Origin of the sequence: Microbacterium sp. NPDC079356 (assembly GCF_049545465.1) — a bacterium.
GTDB lineage: Bacteria > Actinomycetota > Actinomycetes > Actinomycetales > Microbacteriaceae > Microbacterium > Microbacterium gawkjiense.
Map to the genome: position 1 here is coordinate 641,355 of NZ_JBMWDN010000001.1, position 16,761 is coordinate 658,115.

13 protein-coding genes are annotated in these 16,761 nt (G+C 70.2%); 4 read left to right on the plus strand and 9 right to left on the minus strand.

All coding sequences use genetic code 11. The features are described 5' to 3' along the window. Positions 1–27: 27 nt before the first annotated feature. Together ACPEH0_RS03285 and ACPEH0_RS03290 are read left to right on the plus strand one after the other, a co-directional pair. Positions 28–1,233, plus strand: coding sequence for a thiolase family protein (locus ACPEH0_RS03285; protein ID WP_064002119.1), 1,206 nt, complete (start codon positions 28–30; stop codon positions 1,231–1,233). Positions 1,234–1,244: 11 nt separating this feature from the next. Next, a complete protein-coding gene (locus ACPEH0_RS03290) occupies positions 1,245–3,386 on the plus strand; it encodes a 3-hydroxyacyl-CoA dehydrogenase NAD-binding domain-containing protein (protein WP_359918787.1) in 2,142 nt (713 codons plus the stop codon). 56 nt (positions 3,387–3,442) lie between these two features. Here ACPEH0_RS03290 and pepN read toward each other — a convergent pair whose 3' ends face one another. The 7 genes from pepN to dut form a co-directional block, all read right to left on the minus strand. Next, the gene (pepN, locus tag ACPEH0_RS03295; protein WP_359918789.1) at positions 3,443–5,965 is read right to left on the minus strand and encodes an aminopeptidase N; all 2,523 of its coding nucleotides are present in this window, start codon (positions 5,963–5,965) and stop codon (positions 3,443–3,445) included. 28 nt (positions 5,966–5,993) lie between these two features. Continuing rightward, positions 5,994–7,961: a 1-deoxy-D-xylulose-5-phosphate synthase gene (gene dxs / locus ACPEH0_RS03300; RefSeq protein WP_253034606.1), complete on the minus strand. Its 1,968-nt coding sequence runs from the start codon at positions 7,959–7,961 to the stop codon at positions 5,994–5,996. 74 nt (positions 7,962–8,035) lie between these two features. Beyond that, positions 8,036–10,900 carry an aconitate hydratase gene (locus tag ACPEH0_RS03305; protein ID WP_366213022.1) on the minus strand — a complete coding sequence of 955 codons (2,865 nt, stop codon included), beginning with the start codon at positions 10,898–10,900 and terminating at the stop codon, positions 8,036–8,038. 150 nt (positions 10,901–11,050) lie between these two features. Next, positions 11,051–11,692: an LON peptidase substrate-binding domain-containing protein gene (locus ACPEH0_RS03310; RefSeq protein ID WP_366213021.1), complete on the minus strand. Its 642-nt coding sequence runs from the start codon at positions 11,690–11,692 to the stop codon at positions 11,051–11,053. A gap of 42 nt (positions 11,693–11,734) precedes the next feature. Then, the gene (locus ACPEH0_RS03315; RefSeq protein ID WP_217531696.1) at positions 11,735–12,514 is read right to left on the minus strand and encodes a DUF3159 domain-containing protein; all 780 of its coding nucleotides are present in this window, start codon (positions 12,512–12,514) and stop codon (positions 11,735–11,737) included. After that, entirely contained in the window at positions 12,511–13,095 is a 585-nt protein-coding gene (locus ACPEH0_RS03320; RefSeq protein WP_064002126.1) for a DUF3710 domain-containing protein, read from the minus strand. The genes ACPEH0_RS03315 and ACPEH0_RS03320 overlap by 4 nt, the downstream gene beginning before the upstream one ends. Continuing rightward, a complete protein-coding gene (gene dut, locus ACPEH0_RS03325; RefSeq protein WP_217531698.1) occupies positions 13,092–13,541 on the minus strand; it encodes a dUTP diphosphatase in 450 nt (149 codons plus the stop codon). Before dut ends, ACPEH0_RS03320 begins: the two co-directional genes overlap by 4 nt. 12 nt (positions 13,542–13,553) lie before the next feature. Here dut and ACPEH0_RS03330 point away from each other — a divergent pair, with 12 nt between their 5' ends. Next, positions 13,554–14,024, plus strand: a complete 471-nt coding sequence (locus ACPEH0_RS03330; protein WP_064002128.1) for a DUF3093 domain-containing protein — start codon at positions 13,554–13,556, stop codon at positions 14,022–14,024. A 20-nt stretch (positions 14,025–14,044) separates the two neighbouring features. On the opposite strand, the gene ACPEH0_RS03335 is transcribed toward ACPEH0_RS03330, so the two are convergent. Next, positions 14,045–14,338, minus strand: coding sequence for a DUF4193 domain-containing protein (locus tag ACPEH0_RS03335; RefSeq protein ID WP_018186686.1), 294 nt, complete (start codon positions 14,336–14,338; stop codon positions 14,045–14,047). Between the two features lie 218 nt (positions 14,339–14,556). On the opposite strand from ACPEH0_RS03335, the gene sepH reads away from it, so the two are divergent. Then, positions 14,557–15,579: a septation protein SepH gene (gene sepH, locus ACPEH0_RS03340; protein ID WP_217531700.1), complete on the plus strand. Its 1,023-nt coding sequence runs from the start codon at positions 14,557–14,559 to the stop codon at positions 15,577–15,579. Between the two features lie 3 nt (positions 15,580–15,582). Here sepH and ACPEH0_RS03345 read toward each other — a convergent pair whose 3' ends face one another. Then, the gene (locus tag ACPEH0_RS03345) at positions 15,583–16,713 is read right to left on the minus strand and encodes an alkaline phosphatase family protein (protein WP_366213020.1); all 1,131 of its coding nucleotides are present in this window, start codon (positions 16,711–16,713) and stop codon (positions 15,583–15,585) included. Positions 16,714–16,761 lie beyond the last annotated feature (48 nt).

A 16,761-nucleotide genomic window follows, 5' to 3' on the forward strand; every position in this document is an offset into this window, starting at 1 on the left:
GGTGGGAACCCAATCATTGGAGGCAGTGTGGCCGAGCTTTCGGACGTCTATTTCGTCGACGGAATGCGCACCCCGTTCGGGCGTGCGGGCGAAAAGGGCATGTATTGGAACACGCGCGCCGACGACCTCGCCGTCAAGGCGACGATCGGCCTCATGGAACGGAACCCCGACGTCCCGGCTGAGCGCGTCGACGACGTCGCGATCGCCGCGACGAGCCAGACCGGCGAGCAGGGGCTGACCCTGGGGCGGTCGGTGGCGATCCTCGCGGGGCTCCCGCAGACGGTCCCCGGCTTCGCCATCGACCGGATGTGCGCGGGCGCCATGACGAGCGTCACCACGATGGCCGGGGCGATCGGCGTCGGCATGTACGACGTCGCGCTCGCAGGCGGTGTGGAGCACATGGGGCACTACCCGATCGGCGGCAACGCCGACCCCAACCCGCGGTTCGTCGCCGAGAAGATGGTCGACCCCGGCGCCCTCAACATGGGGGTCACGGCGGAACGCATCTTCGACCGGTTCCCGCAGCTCACGAAGGAGCGCTCCGACCGGTTCGGCATGCTGAGCCAGCACAAGGCGCAGGCCGCCTACGAAGCCGGCAAGTTCCAGCCCGACCTCGTCCCCGTCGCGGTGAAGGATGCCGAAGGCGCGTGGGGACTGGCGACCGAGGATGAGGGCCGTCGTCCGCAGACGACGATGGCCGACCTCGCCGCCCTCAAGACGCCGTTCCGCCCGCACGGTCGCGTGACGGCCGGCACCTCCTCCCCGCTCACCGACGGCGCGACCATGTCGCTCCTCGCCGGCGGCGGCGCGGTCAAGGAACTGGGGCTCACGCCGAAGATGCGGATGGTCTCGTTCGCCTTCGCGGGCGTCCAGCCCGAGATCATGGGCATCGGCCCGATCCCCTCGACCGAGAAGGCGCTGAAGAAGGCGGGCCTCACGATCGACGACATCGGCCTGTTCGAGCTGAACGAGGCCTTCGCCGTGCAGGTCATCTCGCTGCTCGACCACTTCGGCATCGCCGACGACGATCCGCGCGTGAACCCCTGGGGCGGCGCGATCGCACTCGGGCACCCGCTGGCGGCATCCGGTGTCCGCCTCATGATCCAGCTGGCGGCGCACTTCGCGGAGCGACCCGACGTCCGTTACGGCCTCACCGCGATGTGCGTCGGCCTCGGACAGGGAGGCTCCGTCATCTGGGAGAACCCGCACTACAACGGCAAGAAGAAGAAGTGAGGCAGCCGACCATGACGAACTACGACCGGATCGACTTCTCGCCCCTTCTCGCCCTCTCCGACAGCGAGGTCGTGACCCACTCCCCCGTCCGCGACATCACGCTCGCCAGCGGCAAGGTCCTCGCCCTCATCACGCTCGACAACGGCCGCGACCACACCCGCCCCAACACGCTGGGCCCGGCGACGCTCACCGAGCTCGGCGCGACGCTCGACACCCTGGCGACGCGCGCGGCCGCGGGCGAGATCGACGCCGTCGGCATCACCGGCAAGCAGTACATCCTGGCCGCCGGCGCCGACCTCAGCGAGGTCAGCAACGTCGGTTCGGTGGAGAACGCGCGACTCATCGCCCAGCTCGGCCATTACGTGCTCGGCAAGCTGTCCGACCTCGGCGTGCCCTCGTTCGCGTTCGTGAACGGGCTCGCGCTCGGCGGCGGCCTCGAGATCGCGCTGAACTCGACCTACCGGACGGTGGATGCCTCGGCTGCGGCGATCGCCCTCCCGGAGGTCTTCCTCGGGATCATCCCCGGCTGGGGCGGCGCGTACCTGCTGCCGAACCTCATCGGCATCGAGAACGCCCTCGAGGTCGTCATCTCGAACCCGCTGAAGCAGAACCGGGTGCTCAAGCCGCAGCAGGCGTACGACCTCGGCATCATGGACGCGATCTTCCCCGCCTCGAGCTACCTCGAATCGTCGCTGCGCTGGGCCGACGACGTCCTCACCGGCGCCGTCAAGGTCGAGCGTAAGAACGCCCCCGGCAAGATCGAGCGCCTCACCAAGTGGCCCATCGCGATCAAGATGGCCCGCGGCATGCTCGAGTCGAAGATCGGAACGGTGCCCCGGTCGCCGTACGTGGCTCTCGACCTGCTCGACAAGGCCAAGAGCGGCACCAAGGCCGAGGGCTTCGCGCGGGAGGATGAGGCGCTCGCCTCGCTCGTCACGGGCGACCAATTCGCGGCATCCATGTACGCGTTCGACCTCATGCAGAAGCGCGCGAAGCGGCCGGTCGGTGCGCCCGACAAGGCTCTCGCGAAGAAGGTCACGAAGGTCGGCGTCATCGGTGCGGGACTCATGGCCAGCCAGTTCGCGCTGCTGTTCGTGCGCAAGCTGCAGGTGCCCGTGCTCATCACGGACCTCGACCAGGCGCGCGTCGACAAGGGTGTCGCGTACATCCACGACGAGATCGGCAAGCTCGAGGCGAAGGGCCGGCTCGACGGCGACACCGCCAACAAGCTGCGCGCCCTCGTGACCGGGACGACGGACAAGTCCGCGTACGCGGACTGCGACTTCGTCATCGAAGCCGTCTTCGAAGAGGTCGGCGTCAAGCAGGCCGTCTTCGCCGAGATCGAGGCCGTGGTGGCCGAGGACGCCATCCTCGCGACGAACACCTCGTCGCTGTCGGTCGAGGAGATCGGCGCGAAGCTCGCTCACCCCGAGCGGCTCGTCGGCTTCCACTTCTTCAACCCGGTCGCGGTCATGCCGCTCATCGAGGTCGTGAAGACGCCGAAGACCTCGGATGCCGCCCTGTCGACCGCGTTCGTCGTGGCGAAGGGCCTCGGCAAGAACGCGGTCCTCACTGCCGATGCGCCCGGCTTCGTCGTGAACCGACTGCTCGCCAAGGTCATGGGCGAGGCGGCCCGCGCCGTCTACGAGGGCACACCCGTCGCCGATGTCGAGAAGGCGTTCGCTCCGCTGGGCCTGCCCATGGGGCCGTTCCAGCTGATCGACCTCGTCGGCTGGAAGGTCGCCGCCCACGTGCAGGACACGATGGTTCGCGCCTTCCCCGACCGGTTCTACGCGAACGAGAACTTCCACGAGCTCGCCGCGCTCGACGCGGTCGTCGAGAAGGACAAGGGGGGCCGGGTGACCGGCTTCACGAAGGCCGCCGAGAAGGTCGCGAAGAAGGCGACCGGATCGACACCGGCATCCGCTGAGGAGATCCTCCGCCGGGTGCAGGACGGCCTCGCGCAGGAGATCAAGCTGATGCTCGACGAGGGCGTCGTGCCCGAGGTCGAGGACATCGACCTCTGCCTCATCCTCGGCGCGGGTTGGCCCTTCATCGACGGTGGCGCCACGCCGTACCTCGACCGCGAGGGAGCCAGCGAGCGGGTGTTCGGTGACACGTTCCACCACCCGCCGATCCGCGGCATCGCCTGATCGGACGGCAGGACGGGAGCGGCCCCGGGGTGGATCCCCGGGGCCGCTTCCGTGTGTCAGCGTGCCTCGAGCACCGCCTGGGCCGCACGGACCCGCAGGTCGCGCGCCAGGTGGTCGCGCTCCTCGAGGACGATGCGGCGGAGCGAGCCCGGCGCGTCCGGATGTTCGGCCAGCCACGCGTCGACCGCCGCGGTGTCCTCCGTGGCGGGGAACAGCCCCCGCACCAGACGCGCCGCGATCTCGATGCTGCGCGAGCGCCAGACCGGCAGGATGCGGGCGAAGTAGTCGTCGTCGAACGCCGCGACGAGCGACCGGCTCTGGCCCGCCCGGACGCCCCGGATGACCGCGTCCAGATGATCGTTCGTCAGCGTCGGGTCGTCCCACGCCGCGCGCCACGCATCGGCACGGACGGATGCCTCGGGCCGGGCCGCGAGGGCGGCGAGACGCGCCGTACGGCCCGACGACGTGGCATCCCGCGCCGCCTCCTCCTCGATCCGCGTCGCGTCCGCCCGGCCCGAGGCGGCGAGTCCGAACACCCACCCCCAGCGCAGGTCGGGGTCGAGCGCGAGCCCCTCGGGAGTCGGGGCCCGACCGTCAAGGATCGCCGTCATCAGCTCGGCGCGACCGTCCGACAGCTCAGCGGCCACCCCGACGGCACGAGCCCAGATGAGCTGCGCGTCCGAACCGGGGGCCGCGGCGTCCATCGCGGCCCCGGCGGTGTCGAGCCACGCATCCGCCGCCGCGGCACGGGCGGCGTCCGGGACGTAGTGGCGGACCGCGAAGGCCGCGTGCGCGAGGACGTCCGCCAGCAGGGCGGGGTGCGGTTCCTGCGGCGCATGCCGTGCCGCGATGGCGAGGTAGACGGATGCCGCGAGCTCGCCGTCCCGGACGGCATTCCACAGCGCAGCCCAGACGACGCCCCGCGCGACCGCATCCGGCACGGTCGACAGACCCTCCTGGACCGCGGCGAGCGACCGGTCGTCGAGCCGCACCTTCGCGTACGACCGGTCGTCGACGTTCGCCACGACCACAGCGGCGTCGGGGAGGACGGGGGCGGTCACGACCGTCCGCTCCTCGAACAGGTCGACGGCGACGTCGCCGCGGGCCACGAGCCGCCCGCCCTCGTCGTCCCAGAGCCCGACGCGGACGGCATGGGGCCTCGCGACGTCCTGCACGACTGCGAGGGGGGCGCGCTCGGTCCTGAGGGTGGGCAGACCCGTCGTCTCGAGCCACGCGGCACTCCACGACCGCAGGTCGCGGCCCGAGGCCTCTTCGAGGGCCGCCAGGAGGTCCTCCAGCGTCGTGTTGCCGTAGGCGTGCGACGCGAAGTAGCGGCGCGCCCCGCGGAAGAACGCCTCCTCGCCGACGAAGCCCACGAGCTGCTTCAGGACCGAGGCGCCCTTGGCGTAGGTGATCCCGTCGAAGTTGAGCTTGGCCGCCTCGAGATCGGGGATGTCGGCGACGATCGGATGCGTCGTCGGCAGCTGGTCCTGCACGTACGCCCAGCCCTTCCGCCGGCTCGCGAAGGTGACCCAGGCATCCGGGTGGAGCCCCGTCGCGACGTTGGCGTGGGTCCCCATGAAGTCGGCGAACGACTCCTTGAGCCACAGGTCGTCCCACCACCGCATCGTCACGAGGTCGCCGAACCACATGTGGGCCATCTCGTGCAGGATCGTGTTCGACCTGGCTTCGCGCTGGGCCGCCGTCGCCGCTCCCCGGAAGACGTACGCCTCGGTGAAGGTCACCAGTCCGGGGTTCTCCATCGCGCCGAGGTTGTACTCCGGGACGAAGATCTGGTCGTACTTGCCCCACGGGTAGTCCTGGTCGAACGCGCTCGTGAAGAAGTCCAGGCCGCGACGGGTGATGTCGAGGATCTCGTCCGCGTCGAGGTGCTCCGCGAGCGAGGCACGACAGAGCACCCCGAGGTCGACGCTCTGGCGTTCGCCTCGCCACACACCGTCCACACGGTGGTACGGGCCCACCGCGACCGCGGTGACGTAGCTCGAGAGCGGCGGCGTCTCGGCGAACGAGACCCGGACGCCGCCGTCGACGTCGGTGCGCCCGGTCTCCGCACCGCCGGAGAGGATGACACCGTCGCCCGCGGCCGTGACGTGGAAGGTCCACCGCGCCTTCAGATCGGGCTGCTCGAAGCAGGGGTAGACCCGGCGGCTGTCGGCGGGCTCGTACTGCGTGTAGAGGTACACCGCGCCGTCGACCGGGTCGGCGAAGCGGTGCAGACCCTCACCCGACCGGCTGTACCGGCCGCGCGCGCGGATCCGCACCGTGTTGCGTTCAGCCAGGCCCGTCAGTCGGATGCGGGCGCCGTCCCAGTCGACCTTTCGGGTCTCCCCGTTGATCTCCACCTCGTCGACCGACGCGCCCAGGAAGTCCACCCAGGTCTCCGGGGTCGCCGCGTCGAAGCGGAGGATGCTCTGCGTCTCGAAGTCCTCGCGCGCCGGGTCGGACGCCGATCGCACGTCGAGGTCGACCTCGATCGTCTCTAACGTGACGACGGATGCGCGGCCCGCGGCATCCTCTCGACTCAGGTTCTCATCGCCGGGATGCTGCGGTGTCTGCATCCCTCCATGCTGTCACGCAGGCGCGACGTCAGTCCGACGCGGAGTCGGCGGGGCCGCGCAGTTCGACGTCCTGCGAGGACCACACCGCGTCGTCGGTCGATTGCCGGGCGATCGGCACGCGCGTGCCGAGGACCTGAGCGACCACGTCCTGCGCGATCTTCGGTGCCGTGAGCCCCGCATCCGCGAGGATCTGCTCGCGACTCGCGTGGTCGATGAACTCGTCGGGGAGCCCCAGCTCATCGACCGCGGTCGACACACCGGCCTCGCGCAGCACCTGCCGGACCCGGGTGCCGACGCCGCCGACGCGGATGCCGTCCTCGATCGTGATCACGAGGCGGTGGGATGCCGCCAGGTCGACGATCGCGGGGCGGATCGGCACGGCCCATCGAGGATCCACGACGGTCGACCCGATGCCCTGCGCGCGCAGACGTTCGGCGACGGCGACGGCGAGGTGGGCCATGGGTCCGATCCCGACCAGGAGCACGTCCTCCGCACCGCTGCGGTAGAGGACGTCAGTACCGTCCTCGAGCCGCTCGATCGCCTCGAGGGCGTCGGGTACGGACCCCTTCGGGAAGCGCACGACGGTCGGGGCGTCCTCGACCGTGATGGCCTCGTCGAACAGTTCGCGCAGCCGCTCGCCGTCGCGGGGTGCCGCCAGACGGATGCCGGGGACGAGCTGCAGCATGGCGAGGTCCCAGATGCCGTGGTGGCTGGGGCCGTCGGGGCCGGTGACACCCGAGCGGTCGAGGACGAAGGTGACGCCCGCCTTGTGGAGGGCGACGTCCATCATGACCTGGTCGAACGCGCGGTTCATGAAGGTCGCGTAGATCGCGACGACGGGGTGGAGTCCGCCGAAGGCGAGACCGGCGGCCGAGGCGACCGCGTGCTGCTCGGCGATGCCCACGTCGTACACGCGGTCGGGGAACCGCTGCGCGAACGGTTGCAGACCTGTCGGGCGGAGCATCGCGGCGGTCATCGCGATGATGTCCTCGCGCCGGTCGCCGGCGTCGACGAGCGCGTCCGCGAACACGTCGGTCCACGCCACGGCATCCGAGGCTCCGATGGGCTCACCCGTCACGGGGTCGATCTTGCCGACCGCGTGGAACTGGTCGGCCTCGTCACGCCGGGCCGGCTCGAAGCCGCGCCCCTTGTCGGTGATCGCGTGCACGATGACGGGGGCGCCGTACTCCTTCGCGAGGCGGAGGGTCTCCTCCATCGCGTCGAGATCGTGCCCGTCGACGGGACCGAGGTACTTGATGTCGAGGTTGGAGTAGAGCGCGATGTTGTTCGTGAATCGGGAGAGGAACCCGTGCGTGCCGCCGCGCACACCGCGGTAGACGGCGCGCCCGATCGGGCCGAACAGGCGTGAGACGTGCGCGGAGCTGCGACGGAGCGTCTGGTAGCTGTCGGCGGTGCGCACGCGGTTGAGGTAGCGGGCCATGCCACCGATGGTCGGCGCGTACGACCGGCCGTTGTCGTTGACGACGATGACGAGGTTGCGGTCGTTGTCGTCGGAGATGTTGTTGAGCGCCTCCCACGTCATCCCGCCCGTCAGCGATCCGTCACCGACGACGGCGACGACGTGACGGTCCTTGCGCCCGGTGCGGGTGAGGGCACGCGAGACGCCGTCGGCCCAGCTGAGAGAGCTCGACGCGTGCGAGGACTCGACGACGTCGTGGGGGCTCTCCGATCGCTGCGGGTAGCCGGCGAGGCCGCCGCGGGAGCGGAGCTTCGAGAAGTCCTGTCGCCCGGTCAGCAGCTTGTGGACGTAGGACTGGTGCCCCGTGTCGAAGATGATGGGGTCGTTCGGCGAGTCGAACACACGGTGGAGCGCGATCGTGAGCTCGACCACGCCGAGGTTGGGCCCGAGGTGGCCACCGGTCCGCGAGACGTTCTCGACGAGGAAGGTCCGGATCTCGTCGGCGAGGATGTGGAGCTCCTCGCTCGAGAATCGGTCGAGGTCACGTGGACCGGTAATTCCCTCGAGAAGACTCATGTCCAGAGTCTACGTGGCCGTCCGCGAGAGGACCCCGACTCCACGCGGAGCCGGGGTCCTCTTGACAACGGAGCTCAGACGAGCGAACGCAGCACGTACTGCAGGATGCCGCCGTTGCGGTAGTAGTCGGCCTCACCGGGGGTGTCGATACGGACGACCGCGTCGAACTCGATCGTCTGCTTGCCCTCGGGCGAGAACTCGCTGGGCTCGGCGACGACCTTCACCGTCTTCGGGGTGACGCCCTCGTTGAGCTGCTCGAGACCCGTGATCGAGACGATCTCGGTGCCGTCGAGGCCGAGCGACTTCCAGCTCTCCCCCTCGGGGAACTGGAGCGGCACGACACCCATGCCGATGAGGTTCGAGCGGTGGATGCGCTCGAAGCTCTCGGTGATGACCGCCTTGACGCCCAGCAGGCTGGTGCCCTTGGCCGCCCAGTCGCGCGACGAGCCCGAGCCGTACTCCTTGCCGCCGAAGACGACGAGCGGGGTGCCCTGCGCCTGGTAGTTCTGGCTCGCGTCGTAGATGTACGACTGCGGGCCGCCCGGCTGCGTGAAGTCGCGGGTGAACCCGCCCTCGACGACCTTGCCGTCGTTGACGGCGGCCACGAGCTCGTTCTTCAGGCGGATGTTGGCGAAGGTGCCGCGGATCATGACCTCGTGGTTCCCGCGGCGCGAGCCGTAGGAGTTGAAGTCCTTCTGCGCGACCCCGTGCTCGGTCAGGTACTGCGCGGCGGGGGTCCCCGCCTTGATGTTCCCGGCCGGGCTGATGTGGTCGGTCGTGACCGAGTCGCCGAGCGTCGCCATGACGCGCGCGCCGGAGATGTCGGTGACCGGTGCGGGGGTGCGCTCCATGCCGTCGAAGTATGGCGCCTTGCGGACGTACGTCGAGTCCTCGTCCCATTCGAAGACGGGACCAGTGGGCGTGGGCAGGTTCTTCCAGCGCTCGTCGCCGTCGAAGACGGTCGAGTACTGCTTGATGAACTGCTCGCGGGAGATCGAGTGGTCGATGACCTCCTGCACCTCGTCGGGCGAGGGCCAGATGTCCTTCAGGAACACGTCGTTGCCGTCCGCGTCCTTTCCGAGGGCGTCGGTCTCGAAGTCGAAGTTCATCGACCCGGCGAGGGCGTAGGCGACGACCAGCGGCGGCGACGCGAGGTAGTTCATCTTCACGTCGGGGCTGATGCGACCCTCGAAGTTGCGGTTGCCCGAGAGCACCGCGGTGACGGCCAGGTCGTTCTCGTTGATGGCCGCCGAGACCTCGTCGATGAGCGGGCCCGAGTTGCCGATGCAGATCGTGCAGCCGTAGCCGACCGTGTAGAAGTCGAGCGCCTCGAGCGCCTTGTCGAGCCCGGACTTCTCGTAGTAGTCCGTGACGACCTTCGAGCCGGGGCCGAGCGTCGTCTTGACCCACGGCTTGCGCTTCAGGCCCTTGTCGGTGGCCTTCTTGGCGAGCAGTCCCGCCGCGATCATGACCGACGGGTTCGACGTGTTCGTGCACGAGGTGATGGCCGCGAGGGTCACCGCGCCGTTGTCGAGGAGGTAGGACTGCCCGTCGGGCGTCGTGACCTTGACCGGCTTGGATGCCGCGTGGCGGGCACCGCTCGAGATCATCGAGGGGACGTGCTCGTGGTCGTGCTGGTGCGAGACGCCCTCGGCCGAAACCGTCTCGTGCTCGACACCCGGGGTGGTACCCGGGTCGGAGGCGGGGAACGTGCCCTCGATCTCGACCGAGTCCTCCTCGGCGGCATCCGCGTAGTTGAGGATGTCCTTCTCGAACTGGCTCTTCGTCTCGGAGAGCAGGATGCGGTCCTGCGGGCGCTTCGGGCCGGCGATGGAGGGGACGACCGTCGAGAGGTCGAGCTCCATGAACTCGCTGAAGCTGAGGTCGCGCGCCGGGTCGTGCCACAGCGACTGCGCCTTCGCGTACGCCTCGACGAGCGCGACGGTCTGCTCGTCGCGACCGGTCAGACGCAGGTAGTCGAGCGTGACGTCGTCGACGGGGAACATGGCGGCGGTCGAGCCGAACTCGGGGCTCATGTTGCCGATGGTGGCGCGGTTGGCGAGCGGCACCTGGGCGACGCCCTCGCCGTAGAACTCGACGAACTTGCCGACGACGCCGTGCTTGCGGAGCATGTCGGTGATCGTGAGGACGACGTCCGTGGCGGTCACGCCGGCGGGGATCTCACCGGTCAGCTTGAAGCCCACGACGCGCGGGATCAGCATGGAGACGGGCTGGCCGAGCATCGCGGCCTCGGCCTCGATGCCGCCGACGCCCCAGCCGAGCACGCCCAGGCCGTTGACCATCGTGGTGTGCGAGTCGGTGCCGACACAGGTGTCGGGGTAGGCGCGCAGCACACCGTCGACGGTGCGGTCGTAGACGACCTTGGCCAGGTGCTCGATGTTGACCTGGTGGACGATGCCGGTGCCGGGCGGGACGACCTTGAAGTCGTCGAAGGCGGTCTGGCCCCAGCGCAGGAACTGGTACCGCTCGCCGTTGCGCTCGTACTCGATCTCGACGTTGCGCTCGAGAGCGTTCTCGCTGCCGAAGAGGTCGGCGATGACCGAGTGGTCGATGACCATCTCGGCGGGCGAGAGCGGGTTGATCTTGTTGGGGTCGCCGCCGAGGGCGGTCACGGCCTCGCGCATCGTGGCGAGGTCGACGATGCACGGGACACCGGTGAAGTCCTGCATCACGACGCGTGCGGGCGTGAACTGGATCTCGGTGTTCGGCTCGGCGTCGGGCTGCCAGTTCCCGAGAGCCTCGATCTGCTCCTTCGTGACGTTCGCACCGTCTTCGGTGCGGAGCAGGTTCTCGAGGAGGATCTTGAGGCTGTACGGAAGCTTCTCGTAGCCGGGAACGGTGTCGATGCGGAAGATCTCGTAGTCGGTGTCGCCGACCGTGAGTGTGCTCTTCGCACCGAAGCTGTCAACAGTGGACACGTGTGCTCTCCTTCGTCGGCGGCCGCGGCGTGAGCCGGCCCTCCCATCTTCGCCCCGCCCGGTCCCGGCGGCTAGTGAGGTCTGCCTTACCGTGACGGGCGAAATCTATCTTGATATCAAGATACCTCACGGACGCCTCCGGCACGTGTGTCAGACATCCCCGTCGTCCGTATCGGCCGCATCCGCGATCCGGGCGACGAGGACCGGTTCCTCCTCGAGGCACATCCCGCGCAGCCGTTCGAGCAGCTCCGCGATGCTCGTGGAACCCAGCAGGCGGAACCGGTCGTACTCCCCCAGCGGGGCCATGGCTGCCAGCTGCCACGTCGAAACGACGGGATCGTCGGCCACCTCGGCATCCGGGTCCCACCGCGCTTCGTCGAGGACCGCAGCCAACGTTGCGACACGACGCACGACGCGCTCCACCTCACGGCGCAGCGGCAGGAGGTCCTCGTCCCAGGCGAGCGGCGCGACCGGTGACACGTCCGCCACGGGATGCGGGTCGTCCTCACCCCACCTGTCGACGGCGATCCGCTCCCCTCCCACCGCGATCACGAACAGGTCCTCGGCGCCCGCCTCGACCCGGACGATGCGCGCCAGGGTTCCGAGCATCGCGCGCTCGTCGCCGCCCCCGGCCTCGAATCCGCGCTCGATCAGGACCACCCCGAACGACGGGTCGTCGGCATCGAGCAGCCGCCCGATCATCGTGAGGTACCGCGGCTCGAAGACGCGCAGCGCGAGCGGCGTGTGCGGGAGCAGCACGCTTCCCAGCGGGAACATGGGCACGGCGTCCATGGGCTCAGTCAATCAGCCCCGCGGCGCCGGTGGGGTCGTTCCTCAGCTCTCGTCGAGGCGCGGGACACGGGGCGGGTACAGCGCCCGGACCGCGAGCCATGTCACGGCGACCATCGGGGCGAACAGCGGAAGACCCATGACGAGTTTGAGCGTGCCGAGTGCTGCGACCTCTCCCGCGAGGTACAACGGGAGCTGCACGGCCAGCCGGGCGTAGAACAACGCCGCCCACGCGATCGTGAGCCAGAAGAAGGCACGACGCTTGCGTCGGTCGGCGCGCCACGCGGTGCCCTCGTTCATGAGGAAGCCGACTGCGAGTCCGATGAGCGACCAGCCGATCAGTGCCGAGATCAGCAGACCGGTGCCGTACGCGGCGTTCGTGATCAGCCCGGGGACGAAGTTGTCCTCGCCGCGACCGGTGAACAGCGCGAGCGCGGCAGCGACACCCGTCGCGACGAGACCGCCGAAGGCGGCGGCCGCCGGCGACCGCTGGAGGAGGCGGATGATCGTGAACACGGCCGCGAGCCCGACCGACGCCACGAGCGACAGCACGAGGTCCTGCCCGGTGACCGTGAAGAGGACGACGAAGACGAGACCGGGGAGGACGGATTCGGCGATGCCGCGCCATCCCCCCATCGCCCGCCAGACGACGTGACCGGTCGTCGCATCCTCGGCCGGATCCAGTCCGGCCCGCTTCGCCGCACCGCCCAGGGCCTGCCCGAGCAGCTCGGACGCCGTCGCACCCTCGGATGCGACCGGGGGGACGAGGTCGGGGCGGGGCGTCGAGGGCTCGTCGGATCCGCCCTGGTCCTGCGACGCGGTCATGCGCTGCCGGGAGAGGCGGGCATCTTCAGCGGGATCAGGTCGCGCGGCGGCATGGGGGTCGCTCCCCGCACCACGACGATCGATCGGAAGAGGTCCTCGACCTGCGCCGCAGCGTCGATGTCGCTCGCGGCGGCTCCGCCGATGACGCCGCGCAAGAACCACCGGGGACCGTCGACACCCACGAACCGGGCGAGACGCTTGCCGGCCGCGCCGTCGGCTCCCGCGACGGGGACCTCGGCGAGCAGCTCGGGACCGAGCGGGCCCTCGCGCTCCTCGACGCGACCGCCCTGCTGGCGCACCTGCTGTCGGATCTGCTCACGCGTCTCCTCCCACAGGCCGCTCGAGCGCGGCGCGGCGAAGGGCTGGACCTGCAGCGTGGAGCCGGCGTAATCGAGGCCGACGGCCACGATGCGCTTGGTCTGCTCCTCGACCTCGAGACGCAGGTTCAGGCCCTCGCGGGGCAGCACCTTCACGCCGCCGAGATCGATGTACGGACGGACGGGATTGGCTTCCGCCTCGTCGAAGGGACCGTTGCTGGCACGATCGCTCGGTGCCGACTTGGGGGCGAGCTCGTCGCTCATGCGGGTTGTCCTGTCGTATAGCCGGTGGATCCGAATCCCCCGTCGCCGCGCACACTGTCGGGAAGCGCGTCGACGGGGAGGAAGGTCGCCCGCGAGACGGGCATGACGATGAGTTGGGCGATGCGGTCGCCGGGCGCGACGTCGAACGCCTCTGCGGCATCCGTGTTCAACAGCGTGACCTTGATCTCGCCGCGGTAGCCGGCATCCACCGTCCCCGGGGAGTTGACCACCGTGATGCCGTGTTTCGCCGCGAGACCGCTGCGCGGTACGACGAAGGCGACGTAGCCGTCGGGCAACGCGATGCGCACGCCGGTGCCGATCAGGGCGCGCTGCCCGGGGGCGAGTCGGACCCGCTCCGTGGCGACGAGGTCGGCGCCCGCGTCGCCCGGGTGCGCGTAGACGGGGACCTGAGCCGAGATAATGGGAACGTCCACGGTATCGATCACCCCCCGAGGCTAATGCACAACACCGACCGCTCCGCTCCCCCCTCGTACCGCGAGCGGCTGAGCCCGTCGCTGTGGCTGCTGGTCAGTGCCGCGGTGTGCGCACCGATGGCCGCGGTGACCTTCGCGCCGATCGACACGACCCTCGCGCTCGTGGTCGGTCTGGCCGTCGGCGTGGGCCTCGTCTCGGCACTCATCGCCGGCGCTCCGGTCGTCTCGGTGAGCGACGGCGAGCTCCGCGTGGGCCGCGCGCACATCGCCGTCAGCGACCTCGGCGAGCCCGAGATCCTCGCCGGCGAGGCCGCGCGGGCCGCCCGCGGCAGCGACCTCCGCCGCGACGACTGGCACCTCCTGCGCGGAGGCATCGACGGTGTCGTCCGCGTTCCCGTCGCAGACGAGGACGACCCCACGGCGCGGTGGGTGTTCTCGTCCCGCACCCCCGAGAGGGTGGCGGCGATGATCACCCGCGCGCAGCGGGGTCGCTGAGACCTGAAGGTCGGGGCCGGTCAGGCCGCGCACTCGGTGCAGATGGCACCGATCGAGGTCTGGTGGTCGATCTGGGTGCGGTGCTTCACGAGGAAGCACTCGACACAGGTGAACTCGTCCTCCTGCGGAGGCAGGACGACGACGTCGAGGTCGACGTCGGAGAGGTCGGCGCCGGGCAGTTCGAAACCGCTGGGGTTGTCGGAGTCCTCGACGTCGACCGAGCCGGACATCTTGTCCGGGACGCGTTCCTTCAGAGCCTCGATCGACTCGCTGTCGTCTTCGGTCTTGCGGGGGGCGTCGTAATCCGTGGCCATGCGAGAACGTCTCAACTTTCGGGGTGTTGCAGTGGGTGCGGCCCGTTCGGGCGGCCATAGTTTGCATCACGCACCCGTGAATCGCAAATGGGCCGCCGGGTCGCCGCCGCCTTTCGGAGGGGCCTCACCGCAAACTCGCGGCACGCCCCGGATATTCCCGTCGCCGGGCGCCCGCCGTGACACCATGGGCGCACACGCTGGATCTGGAGGACGTCCGCATGGAACAGCTCAAAGTGATCGGCACCGAGGACGGTCGCCTCATGCTCGCGACCGACGCCGGCGACCGCTTCTCGCTCGCCGTCGACGAGGCGCTGCGCACGCAGTTGCGCCGCCTGCAGCGCGACGCCGAACCTCGACTCGCCCGCCCCAACCCCCGCGACATCCAGGCGCACATCCGTGCCGGGATGTCGGCTGAGGACGTCGCCCAGCTGCTCGGAGTCCGCGTCGAGGACGTCCAGCGTTTCGAAGGGCCCGTCCTCGCCGAGCGCGAGCACGTCGTCGACCAGGCCCTCGCCGTGACCGTGCTGATCGGCGGCGAGCTCGACCCCGGGGCGCAGCCCACGTTCGGCAACGCCGTGCGCGCGAAGCTCGCCGAGGCGGGCGCGACCGGCGAACGGTGGACGAGCTGGAAGGACCAGAACGGCTGGACCGTGAAGCTCGAGTTCACCGTCGGCGAGGTCGAGCACGACGCGCGGTGGTCGTTCGACCCCCGCCGATCCTCGCTCGCACCCCAGAACTCCGACGCGACGCAGCTCTCCCGGCAAGGCTCCCTCCCGGAGGGCCTCATCCCTCGCCTGCGCGCCCTCGACACCGCTCCGCAGAAGGATGCCTCGCGGTTCGACAGCGGATCGTTCGGTCCCCGCGGGCTCGTCGCCCCCGACGGCGCGGCCGAAGCGACCGACGATCGCCCCTCCTCCTCGGCAGCTGTACAGCAGGCCGCGATCAAGCGTGCCCCGGACGCCCCGGTGACCTCCGCGGAGACGGCCGACCTCCTCGAGGCGCTCCGCCGCCGCCGCGGACAGCGCGAGCCGATGCCGACGGAGCAGACCGAACAGCGGTCGTCGAGCCCGGTCGCCCTGTTCGACGCGCTCGAGACGCCCGAGGAGTCCGCCCCCGACGAGCCGGCACCCACCGAGACCGAGGCGAGCGAGGCTCCGGCCGAGCAGACGCGCCGCCGCGGACGCACGTCGATGCCGTCGTGGGACGAGATCGTCTTCGGCGCCCGCACCGAGGACGGCTGAGCGTCAGGCGAACGACCCCAGTCGCACCATCGGGACGACGCGCTCCTGATCGGTGAGTGATCCGTGCTGCCCGATCATGCTCTGCGGCCGCTTGTCCGACTCCCGGCCGTCGTAGTACGCGACCGCTGAGCGGGCGGCCACCAGGACGTCGCCGATGCGAGGGAGCACCTCCGCGTCCACGACCTCGCCGAACAGGCCCGCCGCGACCGCCTCGTCGCGCGACAGCACCCAGGACCTTCCGGACTCGGCCTCGTGCCACCGACGCAAGACGTCGTCCGCGCGTCCCTTCTCCGCGTAGAGATGGAGCATGCGCGGCTCGCCGCCCACGATGCGGACGTCGTCCACCAGCGGATCGCCGTCCTGCAGGAGCAGGTGACGGTGCCGCGGGACGTCGACCACCCCGTGGTCGGCCGTGACGACGGCACCCGCATGGGCGCCCATCGCCGTGTCGAGATCGCGCGCCGCCACGTCGACGGTCTCCAGCGCGGCCGACCATTCGTCGCTCTCCCACCCGCGCGCGTGCGCGATCGTGTCGAGCTCGGGGATGTAGGTGTAGACGAGGGCGCCAGGATGCCGCAACGCGAGATCCGCGGAGCGCTCCATGCGCTCCGCGATGGTCGTGGCCCCGATGAACTCCGCGCCGCGCTGCAGCGCGCGGGTGAACCCGGTCGCGGCGTACCGCGGCGACGAGACGACGAAGCAGGGTCGCCCGGCTGCGGTCTCGCGTTCGAGTATCGGCGCGCAGCGCTGCCACGTGAGCGGATCGAGACCGTCGGTCTCCCAGCCCTTGAGCTGATTCGGTGCCAGGTCGGTGCCCGGCACCCGCACGCGGTAGCCGACGAGGCCGTGCCGGCCCGGCGACTCCCCGGTGAGCAGACTCGTCAGCGCCGCTGCGGTCGTCGCGGGGAAGACGGTGCGCGCGGCATCCTTCTTCGTCATGCGTCCGGCGAGGAAACGGGCGTACCCGGCGCGGGCGGTGAGGTTCGATCGACCGAGTCCGTCGACCATGACGACGATCGCCGATCGCGCCGGCGCGAACCACTCGCCGCGCCCCTGCAGCGACGCCAGGATCTGCGGCACGACACCGGTGAGGCTCCGGGCCGTGGGCGGGTCCGCGGGTAGGCTGGCAGTCATCCGGGTCAGTCTTCCACACGGTGCCCCGCCGCCGTCCTGACCCCTGGC

Excerpts from the sequence above, each read along its gene's own strand:
- ACPEH0_RS03290 (WP_359918787.1), top strand. The coding sequence starts at position 1,245 with ATGACGAACTACGACCGGATCGACTTCTCGCCCCTTCTCGCCCTCTCC.
- pepN (WP_359918789.1), bottom strand. The coding sequence starts at position 5,965 with ATGCAGACACCGCAGCATCCCGGCGATGAGAACCTGAGTCGAGAGGAT.
- dxs (WP_253034606.1), bottom strand. The coding sequence starts at position 7,961 with ATGAGTCTTCTCGAGGGAATTACCGGTCCACGTGACCTCGACCGATTC.
- ACPEH0_RS03310 (WP_366213021.1), bottom strand. The coding sequence starts at position 11,692 with ATGGACGCCGTGCCCATGTTCCCGCTGGGAAGCGTGCTGCTCCCGCAC.
- ACPEH0_RS03315 (WP_217531696.1), bottom strand. The coding sequence starts at position 12,514 with ATGACCGCGTCGCAGGACCAGGGCGGATCCGACGAGCCCTCGACGCCC.
- ACPEH0_RS03320 (WP_064002126.1), bottom strand. The coding sequence starts at position 13,095 with ATGAGCGACGAGCTCGCCCCCAAGTCGGCACCGAGCGATCGTGCCAGC.
- ACPEH0_RS03330 (WP_064002128.1), top strand. The coding sequence starts at position 13,554 with ATGCACAACACCGACCGCTCCGCTCCCCCCTCGTACCGCGAGCGGCTG.
- ACPEH0_RS03335 (WP_018186686.1), bottom strand. The coding sequence starts at position 14,338 with ATGGCCACGGATTACGACGCCCCCCGCAAGACCGAAGACGACAGCGAG.
- sepH (WP_217531700.1), top strand. The coding sequence starts at position 14,557 with ATGGAACAGCTCAAAGTGATCGGCACCGAGGACGGTCGCCTCATGCTC.
- ACPEH0_RS03345 (WP_366213020.1), bottom strand. The coding sequence starts at position 16,713 with ATGACTGCCAGCCTACCCGCGGACCCGCCCACGGCCCGGAGCCTCACC.